General features: G+C 63.5%; 24 protein-coding genes and 1 pseudogene. 9 read left to right on the forward strand and 16 right to left on the reverse strand.

The annotated features are described in order from the left end of the window. The 4 genes and pseudogenes from HR086_RS07290 to HR086_RS07305 form a co-directional block, all read right to left on the reverse strand. A pseudogene (locus HR086_RS07290) lies at nucleotides 1-408 on the reverse strand (phage tail protein); the annotation flags it as partial. Between the two features lie 200 nt (nucleotides 409-608). Then, the gene (locus HR086_RS07295) at nucleotides 609-992 is read right to left on the reverse strand and encodes a phage tail protein (protein WP_174465207.1); all 384 of its coding nucleotides are present in this window, start codon (nucleotides 990-992) and stop codon (nucleotides 609-611) included. A 34-nt stretch (nucleotides 993-1,026) separates the two neighbouring features. After that, nucleotides 1,027-1,452: a phage tail tube protein gene (locus HR086_RS07300; protein WP_174465208.1), complete on the reverse strand. Its 426-nt coding sequence runs from the start codon at nucleotides 1,450-1,452 to the stop codon at nucleotides 1,027-1,029. 10 nt (nucleotides 1,453-1,462) lie between these two features. Continuing rightward, a complete protein-coding gene (locus tag HR086_RS07305) occupies nucleotides 1,463-1,876 on the reverse strand; it encodes a hypothetical protein (protein ID WP_174465209.1) in 414 nt (137 codons plus the stop codon). A 148-nt stretch (nucleotides 1,877-2,024) separates the two neighbouring features. Between HR086_RS07305 and HR086_RS07310 the strand changes: the two genes are divergently transcribed. Continuing rightward, the gene (locus tag HR086_RS07310) at nucleotides 2,025-3,260 is read left to right on the forward strand and encodes a serine/threonine-protein kinase (protein ID WP_174465210.1); all 1,236 of its coding nucleotides are present in this window, start codon (nucleotides 2,025-2,027) and stop codon (nucleotides 3,258-3,260) included. A 2-nt stretch (nucleotides 3,261-3,262) separates the two neighbouring features. Here HR086_RS07310 and HR086_RS07315 read toward each other — a convergent pair whose 3' ends face one another. From HR086_RS07315 to HR086_RS07370, 12 genes are all read right to left on the reverse strand, one after another. After that, nucleotides 3,263-3,688 (reverse strand): hypothetical protein, encoded by a 426-nt coding sequence (locus tag HR086_RS07315; protein ID WP_174465211.1) that lies wholly within the window; start codon nucleotides 3,686-3,688, stop codon nucleotides 3,263-3,265. Then, a complete protein-coding gene (locus tag HR086_RS07320) occupies nucleotides 3,685-4,008 on the reverse strand; it encodes a hypothetical protein (protein ID WP_174465212.1) in 324 nt (107 codons plus the stop codon). The genes HR086_RS07315 and HR086_RS07320 overlap by 4 nt, the downstream gene beginning before the upstream one ends. Further along, the gene (locus HR086_RS07325; protein ID WP_174465213.1) at nucleotides 4,008-4,673 is read right to left on the reverse strand and encodes a hypothetical protein; all 666 of its coding nucleotides are present in this window, start codon (nucleotides 4,671-4,673) and stop codon (nucleotides 4,008-4,010) included. Before HR086_RS07325 ends, HR086_RS07320 begins: the two co-directional genes overlap by 1 nt. A gap of 3 nt (nucleotides 4,674-4,676) precedes the next feature. Beyond that, nucleotides 4,677-5,120: a hypothetical protein gene (locus HR086_RS07330; RefSeq protein WP_174465214.1), complete on the reverse strand. Its 444-nt coding sequence runs from the start codon at nucleotides 5,118-5,120 to the stop codon at nucleotides 4,677-4,679. A 27-nt stretch (nucleotides 5,121-5,147) separates the two neighbouring features. Further along, nucleotides 5,148-6,251 carry a phage major capsid protein gene (locus HR086_RS07335; RefSeq protein WP_174465215.1) on the reverse strand — a complete coding sequence of 368 codons (1,104 nt, stop codon included), beginning with the start codon at nucleotides 6,249-6,251 and terminating at the stop codon, nucleotides 5,148-5,150. Beyond that, entirely contained in the window at nucleotides 6,248-6,910 is a 663-nt protein-coding gene (locus HR086_RS07340; protein WP_174465216.1) for an HK97 family phage prohead protease, read from the reverse strand. The genes HR086_RS07335 and HR086_RS07340 overlap by 4 nt, the downstream gene beginning before the upstream one ends. Before the next feature lie 78 nt (nucleotides 6,911-6,988). Further along, complete coding sequence (locus HR086_RS49535) at nucleotides 6,989-8,797, reverse strand: diadenylate cyclase (RefSeq protein ID WP_174465217.1); 1,809 nt, start codon at nucleotides 8,795-8,797, stop codon at nucleotides 6,989-6,991. A 60-nt stretch (nucleotides 8,798-8,857) separates the two neighbouring features. After that, nucleotides 8,858-10,165, reverse strand: coding sequence for a phage portal protein (locus HR086_RS07350; protein ID WP_174465218.1), 1,308 nt, complete (start codon nucleotides 10,163-10,165; stop codon nucleotides 8,858-8,860). An 8-nt stretch (nucleotides 10,166-10,173) separates the two neighbouring features. Further along, nucleotides 10,174-11,589 carry a terminase large subunit domain-containing protein gene (locus HR086_RS07355; protein ID WP_174465219.1) on the reverse strand — a complete coding sequence of 472 codons (1,416 nt, stop codon included), beginning with the start codon at nucleotides 11,587-11,589 and terminating at the stop codon, nucleotides 10,174-10,176. Continuing rightward, complete coding sequence (locus HR086_RS07360) at nucleotides 11,579-12,049, reverse strand: hypothetical protein (RefSeq protein ID WP_246137124.1); 471 nt, start codon at nucleotides 12,047-12,049, stop codon at nucleotides 11,579-11,581. Before HR086_RS07360 ends, HR086_RS07355 begins: the two co-directional genes overlap by 11 nt. A gap of 219 nt (nucleotides 12,050-12,268) precedes the next feature. Next, nucleotides 12,269-12,577 (reverse strand): hypothetical protein, encoded by a 309-nt coding sequence (locus tag HR086_RS07365; protein ID WP_174465220.1) that lies wholly within the window; start codon nucleotides 12,575-12,577, stop codon nucleotides 12,269-12,271. Further along, entirely contained in the window at nucleotides 12,577-13,293 is a 717-nt protein-coding gene (locus tag HR086_RS07370) for a sigma-70 family RNA polymerase sigma factor (RefSeq protein WP_174465221.1), read from the reverse strand. The genes HR086_RS07365 and HR086_RS07370 overlap by 1 nt, the downstream gene beginning before the upstream one ends. Nucleotides 13,294-14,340: 1,047 nt before the next feature. Here HR086_RS07370 and HR086_RS07375 point away from each other — a divergent pair. The 8 genes from HR086_RS07375 to HR086_RS07410 all read left to right on the forward strand — a co-directional run bounded on the left by HR086_RS07375 (nucleotide 14,341) and on the right by HR086_RS07410 (nucleotide 26,082). Next, nucleotides 14,341-16,263, forward strand: a complete 1,923-nt coding sequence (locus tag HR086_RS07375) for a VapE domain-containing protein (protein ID WP_373564269.1) — start codon at nucleotides 14,341-14,343, stop codon at nucleotides 16,261-16,263. A 108-nt stretch (nucleotides 16,264-16,371) separates the two neighbouring features. Next, nucleotides 16,372-16,896: a hypothetical protein gene (locus HR086_RS07380; RefSeq protein WP_174465222.1), complete on the forward strand. Its 525-nt coding sequence runs from the start codon at nucleotides 16,372-16,374 to the stop codon at nucleotides 16,894-16,896. 141 nt (nucleotides 16,897-17,037) lie between these two features. Continuing rightward, the gene (locus HR086_RS07385) at nucleotides 17,038-18,501 is read left to right on the forward strand and encodes a PD-(D/E)XK nuclease family protein (protein WP_174465223.1); all 1,464 of its coding nucleotides are present in this window, start codon (nucleotides 17,038-17,040) and stop codon (nucleotides 18,499-18,501) included. A gap of 11 nt (nucleotides 18,502-18,512) precedes the next feature. Beyond that, the gene (locus tag HR086_RS07390) at nucleotides 18,513-20,378 is read left to right on the forward strand and encodes a DEAD/DEAH box helicase family protein (RefSeq protein ID WP_254626226.1); all 1,866 of its coding nucleotides are present in this window, start codon (nucleotides 18,513-18,515) and stop codon (nucleotides 20,376-20,378) included. Nucleotides 20,379-20,470: 92 nt separating this feature from the next. Beyond that, the gene (locus tag HR086_RS07395) at nucleotides 20,471-22,699 is read left to right on the forward strand and encodes a hypothetical protein (RefSeq protein ID WP_174465224.1); all 2,229 of its coding nucleotides are present in this window, start codon (nucleotides 20,471-20,473) and stop codon (nucleotides 22,697-22,699) included. A gap of 144 nt (nucleotides 22,700-22,843) precedes the next feature. Further along, nucleotides 22,844-23,374 (forward strand): hypothetical protein, encoded by a 531-nt coding sequence (locus HR086_RS07400; RefSeq protein WP_174465225.1) that lies wholly within the window; start codon nucleotides 22,844-22,846, stop codon nucleotides 23,372-23,374. Nucleotides 23,375-23,453: 79 nt separating this feature from the next. After that, nucleotides 23,454-25,466, forward strand: a complete 2,013-nt coding sequence (locus HR086_RS07405; protein ID WP_174465226.1) for a DNA polymerase — start codon at nucleotides 23,454-23,456, stop codon at nucleotides 25,464-25,466. A gap of 34 nt (nucleotides 25,467-25,500) precedes the next feature. Next, nucleotides 25,501-26,082: a hypothetical protein gene (locus tag HR086_RS07410; RefSeq protein ID WP_174465227.1), complete on the forward strand. Its 582-nt coding sequence runs from the start codon at nucleotides 25,501-25,503 to the stop codon at nucleotides 26,080-26,082. Nucleotides 26,083-26,084: the final 2 nt, after the last annotated feature.

Genomic DNA, 26,084 nt, shown 5'->3' on the forward strand with positions numbered 1-26,084 from the left:
GGCAAGGCCCGCCCCTGCCACCCAGACAGCCAGGTCCAGGGCGCTGGCCTTCACCTGGGGCGAGAGGGACTGGAAGCTGGCCACTACCTTCTCCAACCCATCCGCCACCTGCTTCGCCACCGGCATCAGCGCGTCGCCAATGTCAGCAGCCAGGGTGTAGAGCAGCGAGGTAATCCGCTCCACCTCCTTGGACATGGCCGCGTTGGACTGGGACGCGGCGGCCACCGCGCCCGCGAGTCCCGCCGCCACCACCGCGCCAATGTCCCCGAGGTCCCCGGCCTTCTCCTTCACTTCCTTGGCGGCCTTCTCCACGCCCTTCACCAGCTTGGCGAGGTTGGCCATGGCCTCGCCAATGGCGGCCGTTACCGCCACGTAGAGGTCGCCCACCTTCAGCCCGCCGCCAGACATGCATCACCTCTTCGGACGCTTTCGGAAAACCGTTGTCCCTGCGTGACCGCCGCTCCCGGGCCCCGCCTGGGGGCGTCCCGCGCGCAGCTCGTCGGCCTCCAGCTCACAGAAGGCGAGTAGGTGGACGACGTCGTCCCAGGCCCACCCGCGCACCGCGTCTGGAGACTGGCCCGTCAGCTTCACCACCCCATGCAGGGCCTTCAGCTCGGGGTGGTCTCGGAGTTTCCCTTCGCGCCCTCCAGCGTCGGGCCCGCGAAGGCCGAGGCCAGCTCGCCCTGCACCTCCTCCAGCCAGGGCTCGTTCTTCACCGCCGCCACGTCCGCCTCGGTGAAGACACGCGTCGCGGTGCCCGGGAAGTACAGGCAGCAGACGGCAATGCGAGCCATCATCATCATCCCCGCCGCCTCGTCCACGGGATGGCGGTTGTCGCCCATCTCCTTGGCGGCGCGCGACGCGGACAGCACGTCCATCTTCTCGCCCAGCGTGGGGCGGCAAATGTCGTAGTCGGCGCCGTCGAGAGCGACGCGCTTGTGGAGGGCTCGGCGGGTGCCCAGGGGCTTGCGGTGCATGACGGGTGCGGACATGGGTGTCTCCTCGAAGGTGGAAGGCAGTGGCCAGCTACACGGCAACAGGAGCGCCCTGGCCGTTGAGGGTGACTGAGAAGGTGACGACGTCCGTGGAGGTGCGTCCTTCCTCGTAGGACGTCACCGTCACCGGGTAGCGGTAGCCCTGGCTTCCCACGGGTGCCGTCTCGTCCTCGATGATGGTGAAGAACACCGTGGCGTCTGACTCGAAGGCATCGCGCAACACCTTCTGAGGCGCGCTGCCCTGGAGGACGTGGCCAGAAAGAGGGATGGTGAAAGACTTGAGGGTGCCCTTGCTGCGCTTGTACCCGTCATTCCCGAAGTAGTTGGTGTCGACGGTGTCCTTGGCGCGGTTGACAGGGGCCTCCGTGACACCATCCAGCGCGTCCACCTCGGTGGGTGCGGTCTCCGTGGCACGGATGTAGAGTTTGTCGAAGAAGGCTTCTCGGGGATGGGCCATGGGGAACCTCTCAGCGGGCGGGGAAACGACGAGCGAGGAAGTCCTGGAGGACGGCGGCGACGCGGCGGCGCGCGCTGCCTCTGGCTCGTCGGAACGATTTGCGGAGGAAGTGGGGCGGAGGGTTGAAGATGGGCTCGCCCCAGTGCCAGCCCTCGTGAATGGGGCCGGCGGACGGGTGCGAGTAGCCCGCCGCCCACGTGGTGGAGAGGGGCGGCCCGAGGTTGTACCGAGGACCGTCGAGGAAGGCCGTGTCGCGCAGGTGGCCGTCCGTCCCGTCCTTGCCCACCGGCACCAGGAACAGGGAGTAGTCGAGGGCGAGCCGCGCGATGTCCCGGCACGGCACGTCCAACGCGCGCAGCACATCGGCAGGAGAGCGGCGCAGGCGCTCCAGCTTCACGACGTCGACTTTGACTCGAACGGGCATCCCACTACTTCTTTATGGGGACGCTTTCCGGAACTGGCGCAGGACGACTGTCCTCCATCTCTATTGCAAAAGCCCCTGCGATTCGGGCTCGACAACAAGAACCGACCTTAAACTCCACCCATCAACACAGATAACAGCGTGGAAAATCATGACCCTCAAATTCCCATCAAGCTGGCGATTCGACGCCAACAAGACCGTTCCAGCAATCCCCGCCAACCTACTCAACGACCTCCACTCTCTCGCAATTGACCTCTCAGACCTGCACAAAAACCCACAACACATAGTTGAAATATTCAAGTCAAATTTCGGAAACCACTCAGCCAGTTCCAACATGGATTGGGCTGTATCCGATCTCCGAAGCGCAATGGAGAAAAAGGACCCCAACTCAGCAAACTTTATCTCTGCCTATTGGGCCTCCCTAGAGGAAACCCAGAAACAAGGAGTAGACATACCCTCGGCCGAATACATGAACAACCTCCTGAAAGTCCACGAGGTGCCCTTTGAAATACGGCCTCCAAATCTCGTCAGAGTCCTCCCATCCCATTCAGAACTACACCACCAAATAGACATAGACGAAGCCACCAACCCCCCCGACGCGCAAACACAGCACCAATACATCCAAGGCGAACTCCTCGGCCAAGGGGGATTTGGCTCCGTCTACAAAGCGACACGACACACCAGTGCAGGCACTTTCGAATTCGCCCTCAAGCGCCTTGACCCCAGCCCCTTCAACGAAGACGTCGGCAAGGCCAGACTCAGATTCCAAAGAGAAGTCGGCGCCATACAAAAACTCCAACATCGCGGAATCGTCCCCTATTTTGACGCAGGCTTCGACACTGAGGGGCGCCCCTTTCTTGTGATGCCTCGAATCCACGGAAGCAACATCAGAGACGCAGCAGGCATCGAGCCCTACTGGCAACGCGTCTCATTCATCACCGAAGTGCTCGACGCGTTACACCACGCACATAAAAACGATGTCCTTCATCGAGATCTAAAACCAAGCAATATCATTGTCCGCAATACAGACAAGCAACCCATCATCGTGGACTTCGGAAACGCATACATTGTCGACCGCCTCGACCAGGAATCACTCACAACCAAGGCCGTGGGCTCCCTTGGCTACATTCCATCAGAAGTAGTTGCGAACCCTAAAAACAGAAGCCCCCTACACGACATATACTCGTGCGCAGTAATAACGTACGAAATAATCGCAGGCCGGAGGCCTGATCCTGCCGACTACGAGAAGCTTGAGACACTAGATCCTGAACTCTCGCCGCTAGACCCGATTCTCAAGAAGGCGCTTGGCCCGGCATCAAAACGGCATGCTTCCGCACTAGAGCTAAAGAACGACCTACTAGCAATCATCACAAGCAGAAAGACATAGCATCACAAAAACACAGAAAATCGCACAACCAAGGTCACAATCCAGCGGTGCCGGTCCGCCCCGTCCGTCCCCAGGTAGACCGGGGCGCTCTCCTCGGCCCGCACGCTGATACCCGGAAAATGGGGCGACTGGTGGAGCACCGTGAAGGCGGCGAGCGCGAGTGACTGCCCCCCCTCGAAGTCCTCGCGCGCCGAACGGATGCGCAACTGACAGCCCGGGGACAGGTACGTCGCTCGTCCCAGCCCCAGGTAAGGCAATGGCCCAGCGCCGCCGCTCACCACCAAAGCCACGGCTCTGTCCGGCACACCACCATCCGCCTCGGGCATGGGGGCAGTGAAGAGGTTGGCGCCCGATGAGGGAGGACGCGTCAGCCCGAGGCCCGCCGCTTCCAGCACTGTCGCCAGCTCCGCAGCAAGGTCGCGATTCACAGCCACACCTTGCGAAAGCTCACCACGCCCGCGCCGTCCACCAGCTCATCCACCGCTACGGGACGCCGGGCACGATTGAAGTCGGGCACGTCCTCTCGTGACAGCCACAGGCGATGTTGAAGCGTCAGAGGTGCATCGATGTAGATGACATGGGAGGCAAGGTGCTCATTACCGCCCGCGTCGCGGATGAGCCTCCGACTCGGTTGCACGCGCGCTCGCGCCGAGGACACCAGCCCCAACATTGGCTTGCCGTGCGCATCCCTCCCTGTGACCAGGGAGTAGAAGATGATCTGACGGAACCTGTCCGAAGGCGACGCCATCAGCTCACCCAATGCAGAGCGTAGGGCGCGAGGAGCGCCTGCGCTGCCCCCGGAATGGGACTCTTCCCCTCGGCCTTCGCCGCGAAGTAGCTGACGCTCCAGTCGCCAATCGACTCACTGGCCACCATGGCGTCGACACCTCGCGAGCGGTAGAGCTGAACGGCAGTGAGGACGGCGGCCTCTTGCACATCCTCGGGAAGTGTCACCACCAGGGCACCATCGAGCGCCTGCTGGCCAGGAGTGACGTAGCCCCCATCGTAGACGACGCGGAGCCCATCCTCGCTACCGTCTCCATGGAAGTCCCCGAGCATCCCCGTCACCCCACCTCCCGCGCGCACCGTGGCCCGCCACACGCCGCGTCGTCGCCTCAACATGCCGGACTCGGCCAATCCGCCCGCAATCTCGTACTCGTCGGCGGAGACCTGGTTGCCACCCTCCCAGACTCCAGAGACAGCCAAGACGGGAGGGCGCTCCAGGAGAAGCAAGGGGCGCCCGTAACCAGCCGGGTACTCAACGAGCCCCAGGCCCCGCTCGAAGACCCGACAGCAGTAACCCGCCACGGCGCGGCTTGCCGCCGTGACGAGCACCTCCACGCGCGGAGACACGGGGATGCCCAAGTCATCCGCGACAGTGGAGGCAAGGCAGAGGTCCGCAGCTGAAGGCATGGATCACCGCACCGGAAACTCGTCAGCGCCGCCGAGGACGAGAGCCGCGCCCCATTGCGCGGTGTCCGTGCTCGCAGCCGACAAGTCGGGCGTCACCTTCATACGGAGGAAGCGCTTGCGGTTGGCAACGCGCAAGTCCACCCGGAGGCAGAAGGCTTGAGGCGCGGCGCCACCGGCCACCACCGTTACGGCATTGGCCAGCGTCTCATCCGCGCCGAACGTCACCCCGTCCTCGGATTCGGCCATCTTCACCGTCGCCTTGAGCGTCTGGCCCGCCGCACAGTTGGTGCTCCCCGTGAAGAGGAGCTGCGCGGAGTCGAACCCGTTGCGGTCCACGGCACCGCTCGTCACCTCGGCGGCGTCACCCGTCCCACCGGCCGTGAGCGCGCCGCCCGCCACCCCAACGGCCTTGTAGAAGACTTGGAAGTCCTGCGTGTTCGCGTGCATGTCGTGTCTCCTGGTGAGTCCGCAGGCTCAGTAGCCCTTGCGCTCCGAGAACGCCTTGTCGTGTCGCAATTTGAAGTCCCCTCGGCAGATGCCCCGGAGCGTCGTCTCGTCGTACTCGACGCGGACGTCGTGCTCCGACAGCACCAGCTCCGTGTCCACGCCATAGAGCAGCTGGTCCCACGTGCCGAAGAGGATGCGGCTCGGAGCAATCCGCGTGGACGCCTTGTAGGGGAAGCCGCGCAGCGTGCCCCGGTTGAGCATCTCGTCCCGGAAAATCCACGTGCCGCCGTCCTTCAGCCCGAGCAGCGCCGTCTCCCGCGTCGGGTGCAGCAGGAAGCCCGGACGCCGCAGCTTGATGTTCGCCTTGAGGACGTCCTCCACCATGCCGTCCACGTCCGCGAGGTAGTGGTCCGCGCTCGTTCCGCTCCGGGCCTTCGAGTGCGAAGAGTCCATCTGCGCCAGGACGCCCTTGGGGTTGGGACCCTGTCCGTCCCCGTTGAGAGCCGCCTCGTCCATGCCATCCGCCGTCGCCTCGCGGAAGTCCTCGGCCACACCCGCGTCACCCACCGCCGGGTTGCGCAGAAGGTCGTTGGAGATGTCCGCCAGAATCATCGCCTTGTGAGCCTTGAGGACCACCTTCCCGTGCGAGGGCTGCGTCTTCTCCACCTTCTCGCCCTCGCCAATCCACTTGAAGGTGACGCTCCCGGTCTTCTTGCCGAAGTGGAGTTCGCCCTTGAAGGGCACGGTACGAGCCCCCAGCGCGAGGACGACGGAGTCAGGACGGAGGAACTCAATCATCTCCCCCGCCTCCTGCACCGGCACCAGTACGCCCGCCGAGCTGAAGACGCTCTCCTGCACCGCCTTCTGGACGTCCGCGCCACCGAAGCGCTTGGCCTGCTCCAGCACCGCCTCGCGCGTCGGGTTTCGGCCCGCGTTGACGACGGCCTTCAGGTACGCGCCGAAGCCGTTCAGACTCTTCAGGATGCCGGAGACCTGGCTGTCCTCGGGCTTTGACTTCGCGCCCATGAGGCCCGCTAGCCCGTCACGCTGGCCCTTGGCCTGCTCCATCAGCTGCTCGGCCACGAGGGGCCCCAGCGACTTCGCCATTTCCTGCATCTGCTCGGGGGTCATCGCATCTCCTTGAAGTGCTGCAAGAGGGCCTCGGCCGTGTGCTTGGCCAGGGCGTTAACGTCGGGGGCTGGAGGGAGCGCGGCCTTGCTCCGCTCGCGCTCATCGAGCGTGGCGACCACGGCCTTCGCCACGTCCTGGATGAAGGCGGCGCGCTCGTCGGCCAGTTCCTTCACGCGCACCGCGCGCTGGTTGCCCGGAATCGTGACGACGGAGATTTCGAGAAGCTCTTGCTGCTCGCAGTCGAATCCGCCGCGCTCGTTCTCGTGGTAGCGGTGCATGAGGTAGCGCACCGACACGGCATTCAGGATGCCGCGCGCAACCTTGCTCTCCACCCTCCGAGCGAAGTCGTCTTCCTGGTCGAACTCGATGTCCACCAGGAGGGCATCGCCCTGGACGTAGGCGCGCCCCTTGCCGATGGGCAGGACGTCCTTGCGGCCCACACCGAAGAGGCCGCCGGAACCGTCGTCGTGGTTGTAGAGGACGACAGGGTTAACGTTGAAGGCGTCCAGCATCCAGCCCTGGACGCTCAGACGGTCGTTGTAGCGGTCGAAGTCGCCGTCGTTGGCGCGGAAGGTGTGAAACCTCGGCTGGTCTTCGACAGGCGCGGAGGCGTCCTTCTGGACGGCGAAGAGGAGGGACCTGGAGAGAGGTGTGGGCATCCACCTCTCTTTATGGGGACGTCTTCCGCAAATGGTCCCACGCCATCAGTCTCGTTTTCTTACGAGCGCCCCCTACACCTAGCCAGCCTCGTCCATTCCCCCCACATCTTCATCATCAACCAAGTCTGACTCATGCATATCAAATCCATCTCTTATCAAAAAAACCCTATCCCCTCTGGCCCCAGCGTTGCCCAAAATCGCGTCAACAACCTTCCTGCCCCAACCGCTCTCGCCATCTTCAACACCAGCATCCGCAAACTCAGCAGCAATGCGCACATACTCAATATAGTGCCTAACCAAAGAATCACACTCATCCTGGACATCAGGATCCATGGCTACTCCATCTGGCCATGTACCTACGCGCTTAATCATATCAACCAGCTTCGACTTCGAAACTTGAGGCCTAAGCCTTGGAAGCAGATCAACGCGACCATCCTCCGACTTCACCACAGCAAGGCATCGCCGCCGACGCTCAGCACCCTGCCTTTTCCCAAAAACATATCGCAGCGCCGAATTAAACCTCGCGCCGCGAGCAGGATCGCCGAGCGGATAGGCTTCACCATCAAGAATCACCCCAACGCCATGACACATCCCATTCGGATCCAGCAAGATGGCGCCATCAATAGATGCAGCATGAACTGCAACTGCTCCTGATAAACAGACTGGCGTCACCGGCATTGACTGAGAAGCCAGATGTTCAATCTCGCTTTCCGCGTCATCCACCACCACTACCAGTGCACCATGCCCCTGACGCAGCACATCATCAACCACACTCCAGGCGCGCACCGTTCCCTCGTGATGACTCTCCCCAAAAACCCGCAAGAACGCCGCCTTAAACGAGTCCTCGCTCAATTGAGGACGGGGAAGACTTGGAACCCCAAAAGCGACCTCCATGAGTCGCACATCCCCTACACCAACCCACCAACGACTCTGTCCACGAAATTCAACCCAGAACTCCAAGTTGCTTCGCTGGTTCCTGCGAACGAGGCCATGAAGCGAAGTCCCATCCGAATACAGGCAAAATTCCCTAGACGACAACTCCACAACCTTTCTTGCCCAAGCAGCCGAAGAGAGCGGAACCTTCTTCTTGAAGTCCAACTCAAACTTACCACCTCCTTCCGCCATCCCAAAAACGACCACAGCCTTTGCCTCGGCAGACTCATACCTCAGAGACGAAATAGCTCCAATCCAGTCATAGAGGCTGTCGCCACCCAATAGCTCATCCTGAATAAAGAACCGCAAATCCCCAAGCAGCCGACCACCAGCCTCTCTCAAAACGCCTTCAATATCGGCGTCTTCAATTTGACTTCTAAATCCCCCACTCTCTTTTCGGGCCTCATTCTCGATCCGACCAAGCAATGCTCTCGAAACCGCCTTGAGCATCGACCCCCCGCGCACACTCCAGTCCTCCGAGGCTACGTCGCCCAAGTGAGGACACTTGACAACATCATCAACCCGCATCTCTAAGACAAATATGACCTCATGCATCGCAACGGGCACTGCACTCGAAACAAGCGAAACTGTCTTCGCAGCCACGCCCTGACTTCGCACATCTTCCATTAGAGCCGAACGTAAAAACCATCCGCTCTCTGATTCACGAACCAGCCATATGCTCATCGCCATTTCTTTGGAACTCTCATCAGCCTTAGCGCGTGCGCGCTCGCGCAAATCATGAGGATCAACCACCCACTTCATGCGGGGGTCCCGAACAACAACTGGCTCGCGTTTATATTTTTCTTCGTCCCACCGAGAAACAGCAACAAAACCCAACAACGGAATATGCTCGACACCTAAATGATGAAATGTCCGCCGGACCAGCGTCCTAGCTTTGGTTAAGAAATCATCCTGAAAGTACCAAACCTTTTCCTGTCCATCGGAATTCGACACTTAAACCCCCATGCAAGCGCCAGTTTGTTCCCACAAATCACGTTGTCGTTGGAACCAAGCTTAGCCGAAGTCTTCTGAGGCCTGCGAGGCCTCCCCTGTCCCTAAATACTGGCCGGGAAGCGGCAAGGGGTACCCCTGACGACTTGGGTCTGGACGAAGTCCGGCCAGCTCACGCCATTCGTCATAGCTGAATGCTTCCGGCATGGTGCCCATGACACGGAGTTGGTGCTCGCGGTCCGCAGGGACAGGGCTGTCGTAGTCGAGGATAGCCCCTTCATCGCCCAGCAGCGGCATCAGCCGCATCTGGTACTCGGTGCGCAGGAACTCCATGCGAGGGAGCGTCGCCTGCTCGGCAAGGTTCTCCCGCGCCGCGAAGGCCGTGGCCTTGTTGGAGCTGGAGATGTCCCCGACGATTTCGGGGGGCACCCGGAAGGTCATCCGGACGAAGTCCATCAGGAAGCGGCGCAGCTCCACGAGCTGCATGTCCTTGAAGCTCGTGTCGAGGCGCGCGAACGTCACCTTGCCGCTGGTAATGAGCAGCTTCCCCGCCTTGTCCGGCCCCTGGTGCTCGCGCGCCAGCGACTCCTTGAACGCCTTCGCGCCCGCGCTGTTCGCATCGGACAGGCCCTCAATCGAAGCGATGGCAGGCGGCAGCATGTTGTTCCAGAAGGACGTCTTGAGGAACCGGGCCACGTACTCGTCGGTATCCAGCTCGTCTCCCAGCGCATAGGCCGGACCGATGCCGCGCCCCAGCGGGTCCTCCGGGTCCAAGCTGCGCAGATGCAACACGTCGCTGGCCGGAATCTCTCGCGACACCTTGCCCACCGTCACCGTGTACGTGCGTTGCTCGCGCGGCACGTCCAACGCGGGCAGCCGCGTGACAGTGCTCGGGGGCACCGGCCAGAAACCCACCGGCACACCGCCAACGCGCTCCAGCACCAGGAACGCCTCGCCCACCAAATCGAGGTACACCTGAACGAGCTTCGTCACCGAGCGGCCGGTGAGATGGTCGTTCGGGTCCGAGAGCAGCTTGAGGACGGGATGGTCCGGAACCTCCTGGGCCTCGCCGGCCTCCAGCATGGCTTTCAGCCGCCCAGTCCGGACCTCGCGCGTCGCGCTTCGCAGCGCGTAGTCCTTCACGGGATGCCCGTCCTTCTGGACACGCCGGTAGACGCGCCACTGCACGCCCGCCACCGAGTCGGCCACCACGTCCACACACGCGCGCAACCACGGCATCTCACGGTACGAGGCAAGGAGCTGCGCTGTCCCTCGACGCGGCGGTGCCTGCTGCCAGCGCACCAGCTCCAGCCCCGTCCCCTTGCGCGGCTCACGACTCACCGCCGCCTTCATCCGTCCCCAGAAGCCCATTGCCACCCTCACAGACAGAAGAAGGAATCCGCGAACACCAGCTCGTGGACGCCCCACAACAGGGCATCCACGCGGTCATCGCGGCGACCGTTGATGCCGCTGAACTTGGAGAGCTGGGACTCGAGCTTCGCGAAGGTGCCCACCAGCTCGATGCGCCCCGTCTCGGCCAGAGCGCTCACCGGTTCGGCGCGCTTGGACTTGGCCTCGCGGGCGCGGACGGGCTTCACGTTGACGTGGACGCCCATCTCAGAGGCCACTGTCTGAATCGTCGTCTCGACCATCTCCCCGCCCGAGTTCACCTCGGCCACAAGAGCGTCACATCCGAAGGCAAGGTACTCGCGGATTGCGGCGGCGGCCCACTCGCGCGGCGAGCCCCGGAGGCTGGCGTCCTTGAGCACCGAGACGCGCTTGAGTGACGCGCCGTCCGTCCCGACAAGCGGACTGTTTCTCACGCCCTGGACGATGATGCCTGTCTCGTCCGAGCCCGTCTCGCTGGTAGGCGCAGGGTCCACGGAGACGATGCGCCTATCCAACGCCCGCGCGTACTCGTGAGCGTCCGCCTCCACCCTGCCCCACCGCGCCGAGCCGAAGATGGCCCCCGGCACGTCCATCAGCAGCCTGCCGAGGACTTCCTGTTGGCCCCAGCGGGTGTGCATGAGGGCCTTCATGGTGGCCACGGCACTGGGCGCCAGGTTGGCGCGGTTGGCCAAAGAGGAACCCGTCCGCAGCACCACGCCAGGCCGAAGCGCCTTCGTCTCCGCGTCGGAGAAGAGAAGCTCTTCCAGCTTCCGCAACGGGCGGGGCGTGCCGGTGAGAAGGAGCTGGGGCGGGTTCGCAGCGGTGCCGATGCGCAGCACCATGGGGAGCTGGTCCAGAGCCGCCATCTCATGCTTCCACGAGGCCGGCTCATCGCCCCAGGCCCAGCCGCAGTTGGGCCCGCGCAGCCGGTCCGGCTTATCCGCCGAGTAGCAGATGGCATAGACGCCGTTGGGCCACGTCACGCGCCGCTTGCTGGGCTCATACACGGGCATGAACCACGGGGGCGACAAGGCGAGGATGCCGCTGGAGCCGCGAATCATGGTGTCGCGCACGTCCGCTGCCGTGGGGCCGATGAGCGCTCCAATCGTCTTCGCCTCGCGGGCCTTCTGAATCACCCAGCGCGCGCCGCTCCACGTCTTGCCGAAGCCTCGCCCGGCCAGGATGAAACACGTGGTGAACGAGGCCGGCGGCATCTGTTCGCGACGCGCCCAAAAGTCCAAGTCATGAACGAGCGTCTCCACCTCGGGATGGGTGAGCCGACCGAAGAGCCGCGCGAGGCCCTGACGGGTGCGAGCCTGTTTCACGAGGAATGCGGCCGGGGACTCATCCGGAGCGAGCTGGTCCACGAGCACCGAGAAGCGCGAACACCGAGTGTCACGAGACATGGCCGTCCCCTTCGTCCGTGTCGGTGGCGCTGGAGGCGCTCGCCTCGGGCTCGGGCTCGTCCGGGAGGAAGCGGCCCAGGCGCTCCATCAGCAGTTCGCGGAGGGCCTTCTCGTCGGCGGCCTTGTCCTCGGGCGCCTGCACCTCGACGTTGTCGCGTCTCCCGTAGAGGTCGGGAAAGCGCCGCGACAGCAACCACTGGACGTGCTTGGGGTTGTGAGAGGCGGCGGCCTGGAGCATGTCCGTTGCCCCCGCCATGAACTTCGCTTCCGCCTCGTTCACCGAGAGGAAGAAGTCCCGGTACAGGCCGCGCTGTTCCCCGGCGCCTCGGTGATACCAGCGCGAGAGGGTGTGCTCCTCGACGCCCACGAGGCCGGCAACGGCGCGGCGGAACAGGCCACGCTCCAGGTGGGCGCAGATGTCAGCTTGCAGCTCAGGGGTGAGCTTCGTTGGACGAGCCATTCATCCCCTTCAATGGGGACGCTTTCCGCGACTGGTCCGGAGTTCTCTTCAAACTTTCATTCAGCGGGCCGAACAAAACCCGAAGGGGCCCTGGCGTTTTCTTGAAGTTTTTCAAGCGTGGGGGTCCGCCGAGCAAGGCAGGAACGGGCCCGCAGTCCAAAATCCGGACCCGGGGGGCTCGCTAAGTCCAGCTACAGGTTTCGCATGTAGGACAAGTTCTCACTGCGGGCCCATGGCGAGCCGTGCGTTGCACGCTGCGACGTCCGAGCAGAACACCCGCCAGACGCGCGAGAAGGCCCCGCCCTCGCTCGTTTCGGTGACGTCGAGCCTTCCCCTCCCCTTGCGCACCAGGAAGCCACAGAGGGCGCACCGGGCCGCGTACCTGTTGCGACGCAGCTCCGATGCCCTGTCCGCACACGCGAGGTGACGTGGGCCTGTCTCCAGCTCATAGGCGATTCGCTCGCCCTCCAGGATGGGCGCGCCACACGCCGCGCACGGCCCGCCCTTCCTGGCGACGAGCACCGGCACTACAGGAGCCTCCCGCTCAACCGCGCGCGCAGCTCGTCATGGGCCTGGGCCAGCAGCTCGTCGACACGCCGCCGGGACATCCCCCACCGCGTAGCCACGGCCCGCGTCCCCTCGCGTGGCATACCGATGCCATAGATGCGGGAGAGCAGCTCCTCTTGCTGGGGCTCCAGCTCCGCGAGAGCACGTTGCACCAGGACAGACCGCTCATGCGCGATGAGGACGGACACAAGGCCGTCTGCCTCGCGGGCTCGTCTCTCGTCATTCTTCCGAGTCGCGGACGTGGAGAGCCCCTGCTCTGGCGCGTCTCGGCTGATGAGGTCCACGGCCTGCTGCCACTTGCCCTTGCCGCGCTGGGCACGGTCCGGCAGACACACGTCCGCTCGGTGCAAGCGGATTTGGTCCATGATGGCTCGGTGGGCTCGCCACTTCACCCACGTCGCGAAGCTCTGCTCTCCGCGCTTCGAGCGCTGATACGTATCAACCGCCTTCACGGCCTCCATCGCCGCGACTTGGACGAGGTCTTCCCGCGACAGGGAGCCTCTCGACTTGTCGAAATCGCACGCGAGCTTGCGCAGCTCGGGCATCAGCACTTCCATCAACTGGCTGGAGTACTCGCGCTCGGACTGCGCGTCGCCTGAAGCCCGGCACCCGCGAATCGCCAGCACCAGCGTATCAATCCACTCCCGCGACTCGCGTGGACCACGCCCACCACTCACAGACTGCGCGTCTCCCCGGGAAGACGCTTGTTTCACCGGACCTCTACCGCACAGCATGACTGCCCCCTGCGACTCGCCTCGTTGTGAAACACTCAAGGAACAAAGAATCCGAAGGGGAAGGCATCGCCAAGCAAGGCGCCTGCCAGTTCACACTGAGAACAATGGCTCGTGCTGCGAGCAACACCACGGCGAGCGAATGAAACGCCCGCACGAGCGGCATGCCGCACCCGACGACGAGGGGGACTCGCAGGACGCAACGTAGCGCCCGTCTCTGACACGAAGTCGCAACCATGCTGGAGAGGACAAAGCCCATGTCCCTTTCTTTTATGGGGACACTTTCCGCGAGTGGCTCAGGCCGCATGCGGATTCCTCGGCGGCAGAGGTCACCAACAAGGAGTCACTGTCACTAACTCTTCTCAATAAGGGATGTAGAAAAGTTGAGGTATCAGAGGACATGACAAAGACACACTGGAGTAGTTCTAGAGAACAGATGGAGCGGAGCTAGTGACGGGGACACCCTTCGATCGGGGCATGCCGAGACGCGGGAAATGAGCCCTGGCTGGGCCAGTCGCGGAAAGTGTCCCCATAAGTAAGTGCGTGAGCCTGCGATCTAGTCAGAGTCCTGCCGGAAGTGCCGCCCCTGTCGTCGGAGACACCCGCGTCCAAGTCGCCTTCTTCGATGGCGTCCAGGACAACAGACCCCAGTCCCAGGTGGTGACATGGGACGAGTTGATACAGTTGCTCACCACACATGCTGTGACGGCCTGCGCCCCGTGCGTCGGCCACAGGTGCCCCACGAAGCTGTCTCAACGGGCCTGGGCACCCGTCGACATCGGCCTGCTCCGCAAGGATGCCGAGGTCCGCTCTGTCACGGCAGCTGTCTTCGATTTGGACGGAGTGTCCACGGAGCAGACTGTCCGAGCCTCGGAGAAACTCGAAGGATACGCGGCGGTTGTCCACACCACCCATGGGCACCGCCCCGGCCACACCAGTCTACGCATCGTCGTCCCGCTCACGCGCCCAGTCCTGCCCGCCGAATGGCCGCGCGTGCGGGAAGCAGCGGAGCGACTGCTGGAGATGCCGGCGGACCCGAACACGCGGAACCTGTCGCGCATCTACTTCCTGCCTAACCACTCGGGTGAACACGAGGCCATCACCAACGTTAGCGAGGGCCGCGCGCTCGACGTCGACGCGTTGCTTGGCTCGGTGCGCCAAACACCGGCCGTCCCTGCCACTCCCTCCATCCCCATGCCCTCGGTGGAGTCGGGCTCGGCGGACCTCTACGCTCTGCGCGCCAAGCTGCGCCGCGTCCGCAAGCCCGAGCACAGCGCGCTCATTCGCCGCGTGCTGTCTGGAGAGCCTCTTGCCGAGGTGGGCATGCAGGACAACACGCTCAACACCCTCATGTCCTGCGTGGCTCACGTGCTGCCACCAGCCACACCCGAGGAGGCCATCCTGGAGGTGCTCCGTCCCTGCTTTGCGGCAACGGCATGGGGCGAGGGCACGGCGCATCTCTGCGAGGAGGCCCTCCTCAAGCTGCGTCGACACCGCGAGCGCCGCGTCCAGGGGGATGCCAAACGCGTCGCGGACAACCAGGCATTGTGGACCTCACTTCAAGGCAGACCGAAAACCGAGACGCCGGTATCCCATCAGGGGGACGCATCTACAGCTCCCGAAGAGGACTGGACGCGCGCGCTTCTCTCATACGAGACGAAGGACGGTAGGCGCCTCAAGAACAACGAGGCCAACCTCTTCACAATCCTGACGCTCTCTCCCGAGTGGCGAGACACCATCCGCTTCAACGAAGTGACGAAACACATGGAGTACGCGGGCGGCCCACTGGCGGACGACACGCCCGTTGACGAGCTAGACGGCCGCATCGCCTATTGGATTCAGAAAAGCGAGTACGGCCGCCTCGGCATGGACCCTCGTCCCGCTCATGTCCGGGAAGTGCTTCGGCAGGTTGCCTCAGAGAATGCGTATGACCCTCTGCGCGAGTACCTGGAGGGCCTCGTCTGGGACGGAGTTCCTCGCGCGGACTCTATGTTGGAGCGCTACTTCGGCGCCGAGGGCGATGCCGAGCACCTGCGCACCATCAGCGGCAAGTGGCTCATCAGCGCCGTGGCCCGCGCGTTGGAGCCGGGCTGCAAGGTGGACACGGTACTCATCCTCGAAGGGCCCCAAGGCATCCGGAAGTCCACGGCCTTCCGAGTCCTCGCGGGAGAGTGGTTCTGCGATGCCCCCATCAACATCCGTGACAAGGACAGCACCTCCCTCGCGGGCCGGAACTTCCTCATCGAGCTTGCCGAGGTGACGACGCTGCGCGCGTCCGAGGCGGAAGACCTCAAAGCCTTCATCTCGCGCAACGAGGACACCTTCCGTCCGCCCTATGGTCGCGTCACGGTGAAGACGCCGCGCCGTTGCGTCTTCGTCGGGACCACGAACTCGTCCGAGTACCTGCGCGCGGATTCGAGCGGCTACCGGCGGTGGTGGCCCGTCAAGTGCACCCACATCGACATCGCGGGCCTGAAGCGCGACAGGGGCCAGCTATGGGCCGAAGCCGTGGTGCGCTTCCTGAGGGGCGAGGAGTGGTGGCTCGAAGAGAAGCAAGCCCAGCGCGCGGAGCTGCATGCCCAGGAGCGCAGTGAGTCCAACGGAGGCCCGGACGACACGATTCTCCAGTGGGTGTTGAGCTTGCCGCCCGAGAAGCGCAACGAGGTGACGACGGAGCTGGTTGCCCGCGACGCGCTACTCCTCACCACGCCTGGGCAGATTCCGCGCGGCGTCCGCCTCGACATTGGCCGCGCACTGCGGCGACTGGGCTTCCAGCGCACCCAGCGGCGGATTGCCGGCATCCAGACGTGGGTCTACCTGCCGCCGGAGAACATCCGAATCGCGCCCCAGCAACTGGGTCCCGGCGCACCCCGCGCATTGTCCGTCCTAGCACCATCAAAGGTGATGAAGCCGTGACTCAAGTCAACGATGCGCGAAAGACCCTTCCTGTCCGGGATAGGTCCACGCCATGGCAATAGCCGTTGAACGAGGACTACGAGTCGAATCGACAGTAAGATACCAAACATGAACCGTCTATTCGCCACCGTTGCGCTCGGAATCTTCATCACATGGGCAGCCTACGCATTCGCGATGAAGCACATCGAATCACTCAACAACACTGGATGGCCAGGCACATTCGGCGACAGCTTCGGCGCGCTCAACACTCTATTTACAGGGCTCGCATTCGCCGGCCTCATCGCCTCCCTATCGCTACAAAGGACTGAACTCGCCCTACAGCGAAAAGAACTCAAGCAGCAGAGAGAGGTTCTCGAAGCTCAAAGTCGCGAACTGTCAGCACAAGCCGAGGCGATGAAGCGCTCCGCAGAAGCACAAGAAAGAACCGCGAAGGCCCAAGAGCAAGCAGCTAAAGCACAAGTCCGAAGCGCAACGATTGCCGCAAAAGCCGAGCAGCTAAAGGCCCTCGACGCAACCCTCGCCTCAATAGGCACATCCAGCTCCGGCCATAAGTCCAAGATATTCATTGACACCAAGGAAGCGCGCCTGAGGCTGATCGCCGAGATCATTCAAATGGCAGACGCAGTTGACTAGGTCGCCCTCCAGATACTGGGCACCAGGAACTCCACTCCTCGAATCGCCGCACACCGTTCGCAACACCGAAACTCGCATTTCGCAGCTAAGAAACCGCGTTGGAGTGAACCACTCGCGGAAAGCGTCCCCATTGAAGAGAGTGTGGACGCTCCTGCACATCAGCCCGTCGAAAGCCCCCGTCGCCGCGCCGTGGACGGCGGCGTCCTCAACTTCCTCTCTGTCTCGCAGCTGAAGCAATTCAGCCTGTGTCCGCGCCGCTGGCACTTCGCCAAGGTGCTGCGTTTGCCCGAGCCCGAGACGAAGGCGCAAGCCCTGGGCATTGAGGGGCACGCGCAACTGGAGCACTACCTCCGCACGGGCGAGGATGTCCTGGGCGACGTTGCGCGGGCGGGGCGCCATCTGCTTCCAGCTCCGGGCGCGGACCTCCTGGTTGAAGAGTCCTTCGGCACGCCCTCACCCCTCTCAGCGGATGGTGTCCCGTTCATCGGGCACATCGACCTCATCAACCCGCGCCGACTCGCGGAAGGCGTGCTGCGCGTCACGGACCACAAGTTCTCTTCCAACGTGGCGCGCTACGGGGCGACGCCCACGCAGCTGGCCGACGCGAGCACCGAGGCCGGATTGCAGATGGTTGGCTACGGCGTCTGGGCGGCCCTCTCCGACGCGCGCTTCCCAGGTGTCCGCGTGCTGGAGCTGGAGCACCTCTACTTCCAGACGCGCGGCGCGAAGCGTGCAGCGAGCGTGTTGGCCTCGGTGAGCGTCGAGCACGTCACGCGCGAGTGGACAGAGAAGGTCGTCCCCATGGTGCGCCGCATGCGCGAGGTGGCCCGCGCCACGCGCACCGCCGACGCGCCGCCCAACTTCGGCGCCTGCGAGAAGTACGGCGGGTGCCCCTTCAAAGCGCAGTGCCTTTCAGGAGAACGCACCATGTCCCTGTTGAACCGCGTCATTCCCAAGCCTCAGTCCCCCGACACCGTCGCGCAACTCCCGCTCACCGTGCCCCACCAGGTCATCCCCGTGCCGCTCGGGACGTGCGACAGGTGCGGCGAGACGCTGACGCCGGAGAACACCAGCAAGCTCCGTTCGGGTGACGTGCTGCATGTGTCCTGCCCTGGTGCCGAGGTGGCCGCCGTGCTGCCCCCGGACGCGCCGCCTGCATCGCCCACCATCGCAACGGACGCCGCGCCGAAGCGCCGTGGACGCAAGCCGAAGGTCCTGGACGTCCCGGTCGCCACGCCGCGCGTCGAGCACGAGGAGCCCGCCAACAGCTCACCGGCTGCGCCGAGTCCCCAGGGAGAGCGCCTGCGCCTCTTCGTGGACTGCATTCCCAACATGCCCGCGGAATCGCTGTCCGAGTACGTGGCCAAGGTGGCCGCCCAGGTGAGCGAGGCCGGCGGCGTGGCGGACCTGCGCTTCGCTGGAGCGGAGAGCACGCTGGGCTTCGGCAGGTGGAAGGGAGCGCTCTCCATGGCCATCCGCAACGCGCCGCCCGCGCCGGGAGCTTACGCGGCCCTCGGCCTCGCCCACTCGGAGCTGCTGCAACTCGCCGTCGAGGCCCTGGAGCCCTTGTGCGGCCCTGGTGACTTCGTGCGCGGTGCTCGCTGAAGGGAGTGGGGATGCGGCTTCTTGAACGACTGGGCGTCACGCACACGCCCGCGAGCCCCCCGCCGCTCGTGGAGCGTGCTCCGGTCTACGGGCGCTCTCCCGTGGGCTACTCGGCGGACCTCGGCCGCATCCTCGCCTTGCCTCGGCGGGATCTTGCCACCGCGTACACCTCGGCGGACATCGAGGCCCTGGAGGCCCAGCTACGCGCGCCACCCGGCCCGTGTAGCTGCGCGAGCATGTCCCCGCTGCGCCCGTGCCCTACGCGGTTGCGTCGAGTGCAAGCGCAAGCGCTCCTGGAAGCCTCACGCGTCGGCGGGCTCCTCGCGCCCATCGGCACCGGCCACGGCAAGGAGCTGACAACCTTCCTCATGCCCATGGTGATGCCGGGCTGCCGCGTGGCCGTCCTCTTCATCCCCGCCAACCTCCTGCCCCAGTTCCAAGTCGAGTGGAGCTACTACGGCGCGCACTGGCGGCTTCCCAACCTCGCGGGCGGCAGGTGGTTCCGCGTCGGCCTGCCGGTGCTCCACGTCGTCTCGTACAACAAGCTCTCCAGCCAGGAAGCAACGAACCTCCTGGAGCGCATCCGCCCGGACCTCGTCATTCTCAACGAGGCGCACAACCTCAAGGACCCGAAGTCAACGCGCACGGGCCGATTCCTCCGCTACTTCGAGGAGCACCCACGGACGCGCCTCGTGGCGCTCTCCGGCACCTTCGCGTCCAAGAGCATCAAGGACTACGCGCACCTCTCACGCCTGGCGCTCGGTGAGGGCTCGCCCTTGCCGCTCGCACACCACGTCATCGAGGAGTGGGGAACGGCCCTGGACCCAGGCAAGGTCGTGGCGCCTCCTGGCGAGTTGGAGCAGCTGTGCGAGCAAGGAGAACACGTGCGCGAGGGGTTCCAGCGCCGCCGCAACGCGACGCGCGGAGTGGTGGCCACGGAAGAGAGCGCGCTGGACAAGCCTCTCATCATCCGAGAGCGCCACATCAGGCCCGTACCCACGCAAATCCTCGCCCTCATCGAGCTGGCGCACGCGGGCGAGCGTCCGGACGGAGAGCAATTCCAGGAGCAGCTCCAGGCCGTGGCCTGCGCGCGGCAGTTGTCCGCCGGCTTCTTTCATCGCTGGCGCTACCCGAGGGGCGAGCCTCCAGAGCTGATTGAAAAGTGGTTCGCGCGACGGAAGGCATGGAACAAGGAAGTCTGGGAGGAACTCAAGGGCGAGCGTCGCGAGCACCTGGACTCGCCTGGGCTTCTCACCAAGGCTGCCATCCGCGCGCATCTGACGCCGCCCTACAACGGTGACAAGCCCGTCTGGCACGCAGGGACGTGGCCGGAGTGGGCGGAGATTCATGCCGCCGTGCAGCCCGAGCCCCAGGCCGTCTGGGTGTCGGACTTTCTCGTGAAGGACGCAGCGGAATGGGCGCGCTCGCGGGTGGGAATCGTCTGGGTTGAGTACCCGGAGCTGGGGGAGCGCATCGCCAAGGCGGCGGGCGTACCTTTCTACGGCGGGGGTAAGACTGCGTCCGAGTCCATCCTCCGGGAGACAGGGAAGCGCTCCGTAGTGGCGAGCATCAAGGCGCACGCTACGGGGAAGAACCTCCAGCAGTTCTCCCGAAACCTCGTGGTGACACCGCCCGCAGACGGCGCCACCTGGGAACAACTGCTCGCGCGCACGCATCGCCCCGGTCAGCAGGCGCCCTGCGTCGAGGTGGACGTGTGCCTGCACACTCAGGACTTCGCAGATGCGTTCGCCACGGCTCGTGAGCGAGCTCGATTCATCCAGGAGACGGATGGGCAGCCGCAGAAGCTCCTAATACCCCCAGAATCGCTACTGTCGCACACCACCCGGGTCATTCCCGACTCAATCAAGAAATGGTAGCTCAAATGAACGCGCACAGACCCAGCGGATTGCTCCGTGTAGACTCCGCAACCAACAGCCTGCGTAGAATGCGGAAGCAACGGGGGTTTCGAATGACGATTAAGCCGGACCGACTACGTTTGGCACTTCAAGAACTCGGCGCAGATGCGGGCTTCGAGTTTGAAGTGTTTGCCAATCGCTTTCTAGCCAGCGACTTTCCAGATCTGCGCCCTGTAGGCGGCATTCACGATGGCGGGCGCGATGCATTCCTTCATCAAAGCACCGAACTTCCCGACGTCTTCGTCCAACATTCAGTAACTCAAGATTGGATCAAGAAAATAAACAGCACAGTCAAAACATTACAGGAAAATGGCCACACGGTACGAGAATTAATCTACTGCACCAATCAAGAGATTCAAAAAAGGACCGATGATCTCAAGAAGACGCTCAGACAAAAGAAAATAACACTCGACATCAGAGATCAAGGCTATTTCACAACATTCTGCAACACAAACACAGACCGTTCAGCAGCTTCGGAAGATTTGGCAAGAAAGTTCGTCGACCCCCTCCTCCGCAGCAAGGGCGTGCCCTCCAGTTCCTCAACTGAACTAACTTCTGAGGAAGAGCGCGTAGCCCTTGTCTATCTTCAACTGGAGATCCAAACCAAAGATCCCTCGAAAGCCCTCACCAAATTCAGCTACGATACGCTAATTATCCATACACTCCGAGATTCAACCCCAGAAGCCCCGATTCCTCGTGCCAAACTCTACGACTCCCTTATACGGCTGATGCATAGAGCCGACCACGCGCGAGTGCGCATAATGATCGACAACGCATTGAAGCGCCTCACGGAAAGAGGCGTCATCAAACACCACATGAAAGATAGCGCATACACACTATCACACACTCAGCGCACCGAAATTAAATCACGCATCGAGCAGATGCTGGTTCAGAAGAACATAGTCGAGCATGAAGTCTCCGAGAGAGCCAAAGAACTCAAGGAGACCCTGGAGCTTGACTACGACTTCGACCCACAACAGATTGCCCGCGACGCCCTGACCGTAACGGATCACCTTATCGCAACCCAGGGCCGGCTCTCTGCGCTAACATTTATCGGGCGGCCCGGCGTCTACTATTCACGACCAGAATCGGCTGCCCAAGCAGCCAAACACATTTCCGAGAAATCCCCCTCGGTGCTCTTGTCGCTCCCTTCGCTCGGCGTCGACAAGTTTCTAGACTTAATACCTCCTCTCGTAGACTCAATCATCCGCAATCCGACCCCAGCAATAAGCCACCGTCTAAACGAAGCCGCTGACGCTTACTGTCTACTTTTTTCGCTGCGCGAGACAGGCGAAACACAGAATGCCCTAGAGAAGCTATTCCACGGCGTGAAGCTATGGATTGACACAAACATCCTAGTCCCATGCTTGGCCGAACAACTACTTCCTGAAGAGCAACGGCGAATGACTAACCTCCTGACGCTGACCGCACGCTCAGGAATTGAACTCCTAATTGGGGACGATGTCCTCAATGAGCTTGAGACGCACCTTGAGCGCCTACGCTACGCATTTCCTCGTAGATTCGCGAATCCGGCAAACACGCTCTCCGTCGCTCAATCCGCATACGCACAACCGCTTCTGGTTTCATCGTTTTTGGCCGCGACCAAACCGGCAAGATTTACGAGCTTCGACGAATTTATCGACACTTTCATGGGGCAAGGAAATCCGAAACAGGATCTCATTGACTTCCTAAAGCACGAACTGTCGATAGAATACAAACCTCTCGACCAAGACATGACCGACGCAGCAAGCCAGCCGGAGGTCGGGACACTCTTTGCCCAATGGAGTGAACAAAAAAAACAGAAGCCCTGGATGGACGACCAAGCATTTGCTCGACTAGTGCTTCATGACACGCGCTCATACCTCTTGGTTGAAAAACTCCGCGCGAGCGACAAATCTAGCGATGTCAAGTATGGATACCTATGGTGGTGGCTCACTCTTGATGGCGTCGCTTATCGTGTCGACGCAGAAAGACGCAAACATCGAGGAGTCCCTATCTGCATTGGCCCTGATTTCTTTCTGCGTTACCTTTCTGTTAGACCAAAATCAGCAGACGAGCATCGACGAATTCGCGACCTTCTCCCTGTTTCTGTTGAGATGGCTGCGCTTGGCTACATCCCCTCGGAACTCCGAGCCGAAGCTGAGAAGCTATTCGAAACGACTCAAAACCTTCCAGAGTATCTGCGACGTCGGAAGCTCCGCGACTTGGCTAATCAAGCAATCGCTGGGAGAGGGGATTTCGAAGCGAGAAATTCTCCGGACACAAAGCGGGCAAAAAAGTAGGACCCTAATTGCGATGCGATACGCCAGCTTCGCTGCCATTCTGACTCTCCCGTCCTTATCCTGAGCCACTTTCGGAAAGCGTCCCCATAAAGGGGGGTGAGGACGTCCTTTCGGCGTCCCTCCACCTGACTGGGGACAAGGGACATGAGCAACGCAGCACTCGCACGAATCGCCACCGCCCAGGCCGCCCTCGGCGCGCAGTACCTCAAGGCAGGCCGCTACCGCCTGGAGGTGCAGTCCATCCGCACGAAGGACGGCTTCAAGGGCCTGTCCGCCATCGCTGAAGTGAAGGTGGTGACGTCGGAGCGGACCCAGCCCAACACCGAGCCCACGCGGCCCGGCCTCGTCACCAGCTACGTGGAGAATCTCTCCGACGCGAAGAAGAACGGCGGCGGGCGCTTCAAGGCGTTCCTCATGGCCCTGGCCGGTGCCGAGGAGCACGAAGTCTCTCCGGACTTCATCGCCAAGTTCACCGAAGCGAAGCAGGCCGGCGCCTTCCTCCTGGTGGATTGCGACGTCTTCCCCAAGACGCTCCCGGAGAAGGACGGCAGGCCCGGCAAGGTCATCGAGGGCTACCGCTGGAGCAACGTGAGCCCCACGGACGCGGAGCTGGCCGACATCGAGTCCAATCGCGCCACCGCGAAGCTCCCGCCGCTCGCTGACGCTCTGGGCTGACGTCCTCTCCACCTCTGGAACTCCTGGCGCTCTCCCTTAGGGCGCCACGGCTGGCCCACGTCACGGGCCTTTCGGTGTTGTGCCTGTCCTCTTCAGCTTCGACACCGAGACGTACCCGATTCAACCCGGTCTCCTGGCGCCTCCGCTCGTCTGCGCCTCCATCGCCCTGGACGCGGCTGGAAGCGAGCAGCTCCTTTCCGTCGCTCAGGCCCGCGCGTGGTTCCGTGAGGCCCTCCGCGCTTCTGACGTCGAACTGACGGGCGCCAATCTCCCGTACGACCTGGGCATCATGTGCGCGGACGACCCTCGACTGGTGGACGACGTATTCGCCGCCGCCGAGGCGGGCCGACTCCATGACGTGGCCATCCGCGAAGCCCTCTTGGACATTGCCCGGGGACTCCATGGCGTGGACCCTGAGACGGGCCGCCCACTCGGAGATGACGAGGGCGCTCGCTACCCGCTGGCCCTCCTGGTGAGGCGACACCTCGGCCTCGACATCGGCGCCGACAAGCACGCCCCCGACGCATGGCGCCTTCGTTACGGGGAGCTGGATGGCGTGCCGCTGGAACAGTGGCCCGAGGGCGCCTTGAAGTACCCTCTACGCGACGCGCGCTTCACGCTGGACATCCACCTCTCCCAAGAGCGCGCCGCGTCAAGCATCCCCAACGGTGGCAACCTCCACGCCGAAGAGGACCAGGTCCGCGCCGCCCTCGCTCTGCACTTCGCCTCCGTGTGGGGACTGCGCACCCATGCCGGACGCGTCGAGCAGCTGCGCCGCCGCGTCGAGCAAGAGTGGAAGGCCAACCGCGCGCACTTCCAGGCCGCCGGCATCTTCCGCCCCAACGGCACCAAGGACTCCAAGCGCCTCGCCCAGTTTGTCACCACCGCCTACAACGGCTCGCCTCCCGTCACCCCGCCATCCTCCCGCTTCCCCGAGGGACAGGTGGCCACGGACCGCGACACGCTTCTGGACTCGGGCGACACGGTGCTGGAGGAGCTGGGCAAGGCCGGCAAGGTGGACAAGTACCGCTCCACCTACCTGGGCAAGCTGGAGGCCGGCACCACCACGCCCCTCAACCCGCGTTTCAACGTGCTGGTGTCCACGACGCGCGTCTCCAGCGACTACCAGCAGCTTCCCCAGCGCGGGGGAGTGCGCGAGTGCCACGAGGCCCGCCCTGGCTTCGTCTTCTGCTCCGTGGACTACGGCGGCCTGGAGCTGCGCACCATGGCCCAGCGTGCCATCTGGGACGTGGGCTACTCGCGGATGGCGGATGCGCTGCTGGCCAAAGAAGACGTCCACACCTCGGCGGCGGCCACCTTCCTGGGGGAGAGCTACGACGCACTCCTGCCGCGCGTGAAGGCCAAGGAGGCAACGGCCACATCCTTCCGCTCCCTCGCCAAAATCTTCAACTTCGGCAAAGGCGGGGGCCTCGGAGCCGGCGGCATGGCGTACCACGCACGCGCCAAGGACGGCGTCCGGTTCTGTCTGCTGGCGAAAGTGTCGGACACGTGCGGCATGGAGCGCGTCCCCGTGCGCGTCCAGGGCAAGGTGAAGATGGTCTGCGCCGCGTGCGTCGAGGTGTCGCGCCGCTACGGAGACAGGTGGCTCGACGCGTGGCCCGAGCAACGCGTCCTCTTCGGCCGCGCCAGCGCTCTCACGCGCAACGACCAGCTCGTGGACGTCATGATTCCGGGCGCCAACATCCTCCGGGGAGGATGCAGCTACACGCAGTGGCTCAACACGCCCTTCCAGGGACTCGGTGCCGTGGGCGCAAAGCTGGCGACCTGGCGCGTGTCTCGGGAGATGTACGCGGACCGTCGCTCTCCTCTCTGGGGCTCGCGCCTCGTCCTCATGGTGCATGACGAGTTGGTGGCGGAGCTGCGCGCGGACTGCCCCAACCGGCTCCACGGTGCCGCCGAGCGCATGGCGGAACTCATGCGTCAGGCGATGCGTGAGGTGACGCCAGACCTCGCGGGTGCCATCGAAGCCGAGCCAGCCCTCTCGCGCGTGCTCTCAAAGGACGCGGCCACGGTGAGGGACAGCACGGGGCGTCTCCTGGTGTGGGAGCCAGACGCGAAGAAGGCGGCGTGAACCAGTCGCGGAAAGTGTCCCCATTCAAGAAGGAGTGAGCACAACACCTCCTTCCGAGAATCCCCCCGCGCATCGCGCCGCGAAGTTCGCCTCCATCGACCCTGGCCTTCGGCATTGCGGTGTCGCCCTGTTCGACGTGCCGGTGGACGGACGCGCGACACTCCTGGCCGCTGGGTTGCCGAAGAATCCCGAGCGTCAGGACGGAGAGCTGTCGCTGGCGTCGTGGGCGTCCATGGCCTTCGCGGTCCGCGAGTGGCTCCGTCCCCGCGTGGGCGACGAGCCCTTCCAGCTCATCATCGAGATGCCCCGCGTCTACGCCGCCGCGCACCAGAAGGGCGACCAGAACGACCTCATCCAACTGGCCGGCGTCGTCGGCATGCTCGGCGGCTTCCTGCCGAACGTCGCCAGCCGTCGCAGCGTGTACCCGCGCGACTGGAAGGGCACCGTCGACGCGGACGCGTTCATCGAGCGCATCAAACAGCGACTCGACGCCGCCGAGCACCTGCGCGTCGAGCTGCCCAGCGCCGCCACCCTCCATCACAACATCTGGGACGCCATCGGCATCGGGCTTCACACCCTCGGTCGCCTCGCTCCCCGCCGCGTCTACCCGAGGTAGCC

Origin of the sequence: Myxococcus sp. CA039A (genome assembly GCF_013336645.1) — a bacterium.
Lineage (GTDB): Bacteria > Myxococcota > Myxococcia > Myxococcales > Myxococcaceae > Myxococcus > Myxococcus llanfairpwllgwyngyllgogerychwyrndrobwllllantysiliogogogochensis.

What these genes read in the sequence shown, in the direction of transcription:
- HR086_RS07295 (WP_174465207.1), bottom strand. Translation starts at nt 992, where the DNA reads ATGTCCGCACCCGTCATGCACCGCAAGCCCCTGGGCACCCGCCGAGCC.
- HR086_RS07300 (WP_174465208.1), bottom strand. Translation starts at nt 1,452, where the DNA reads ATGGCCCATCCCCGAGAAGCCTTCTTCGACAAACTCTACATCCGTGCC.
- HR086_RS07305 (WP_174465209.1), bottom strand. Translation starts at nt 1,876, where the DNA reads ATGCCCGTTCGAGTCAAAGTCGACGTCGTGAAGCTGGAGCGCCTGCGC.
- HR086_RS07310 (WP_174465210.1), top strand. Translation starts at nt 2,025, where the DNA reads ATGACCCTCAAATTCCCATCAAGCTGGCGATTCGACGCCAACAAGACC.
- HR086_RS07320 (WP_174465212.1), bottom strand. Translation starts at nt 4,008, where the DNA reads ATGGCGTCGCCTTCGGACAGGTTCCGTCAGATCATCTTCTACTCCCTG.
- HR086_RS07325 (WP_174465213.1), bottom strand. Translation starts at nt 4,673, where the DNA reads ATGCCTTCAGCTGCGGACCTCTGCCTTGCCTCCACTGTCGCGGATGAC.
- HR086_RS07330 (WP_174465214.1), bottom strand. Translation starts at nt 5,120, where the DNA reads ATGCACGCGAACACGCAGGACTTCCAAGTCTTCTACAAGGCCGTTGGG.
- HR086_RS07335 (WP_174465215.1), bottom strand. Translation starts at nt 6,251, where the DNA reads ATGACCCCCGAGCAGATGCAGGAAATGGCGAAGTCGCTGGGGCCCCTC.
- HR086_RS07340 (WP_174465216.1), bottom strand. Translation starts at nt 6,910, where the DNA reads ATGCCCACACCTCTCTCCAGGTCCCTCCTCTTCGCCGTCCAGAAGGAC.
- HR086_RS07350 (WP_174465218.1), bottom strand. Translation starts at nt 10,165, where the DNA reads ATGGGCTTCTGGGGACGGATGAAGGCGGCGGTGAGTCGTGAGCCGCGC.
- HR086_RS07355 (WP_174465219.1), bottom strand. Translation starts at nt 11,589, where the DNA reads ATGTCTCGTGACACTCGGTGTTCGCGCTTCTCGGTGCTCGTGGACCAG.
- HR086_RS07360 (WP_246137124.1), bottom strand. Translation starts at nt 12,049, where the DNA reads ATGGCTCGTCCAACGAAGCTCACCCCTGAGCTGCAAGCTGACATCTGC.
- HR086_RS07380 (WP_174465222.1), top strand. Translation starts at nt 16,372, where the DNA reads ATGAACCGTCTATTCGCCACCGTTGCGCTCGGAATCTTCATCACATGG.
- HR086_RS07390 (WP_254626226.1), top strand. Translation starts at nt 18,513, where the DNA reads ATGCGGCTTCTTGAACGACTGGGCGTCACGCACACGCCCGCGAGCCCC.
- HR086_RS07395 (WP_174465224.1), top strand. Translation starts at nt 20,471, where the DNA reads ATGACGATTAAGCCGGACCGACTACGTTTGGCACTTCAAGAACTCGGC.
- HR086_RS07400 (WP_174465225.1), top strand. Translation starts at nt 22,844, where the DNA reads ATGAGCAACGCAGCACTCGCACGAATCGCCACCGCCCAGGCCGCCCTC.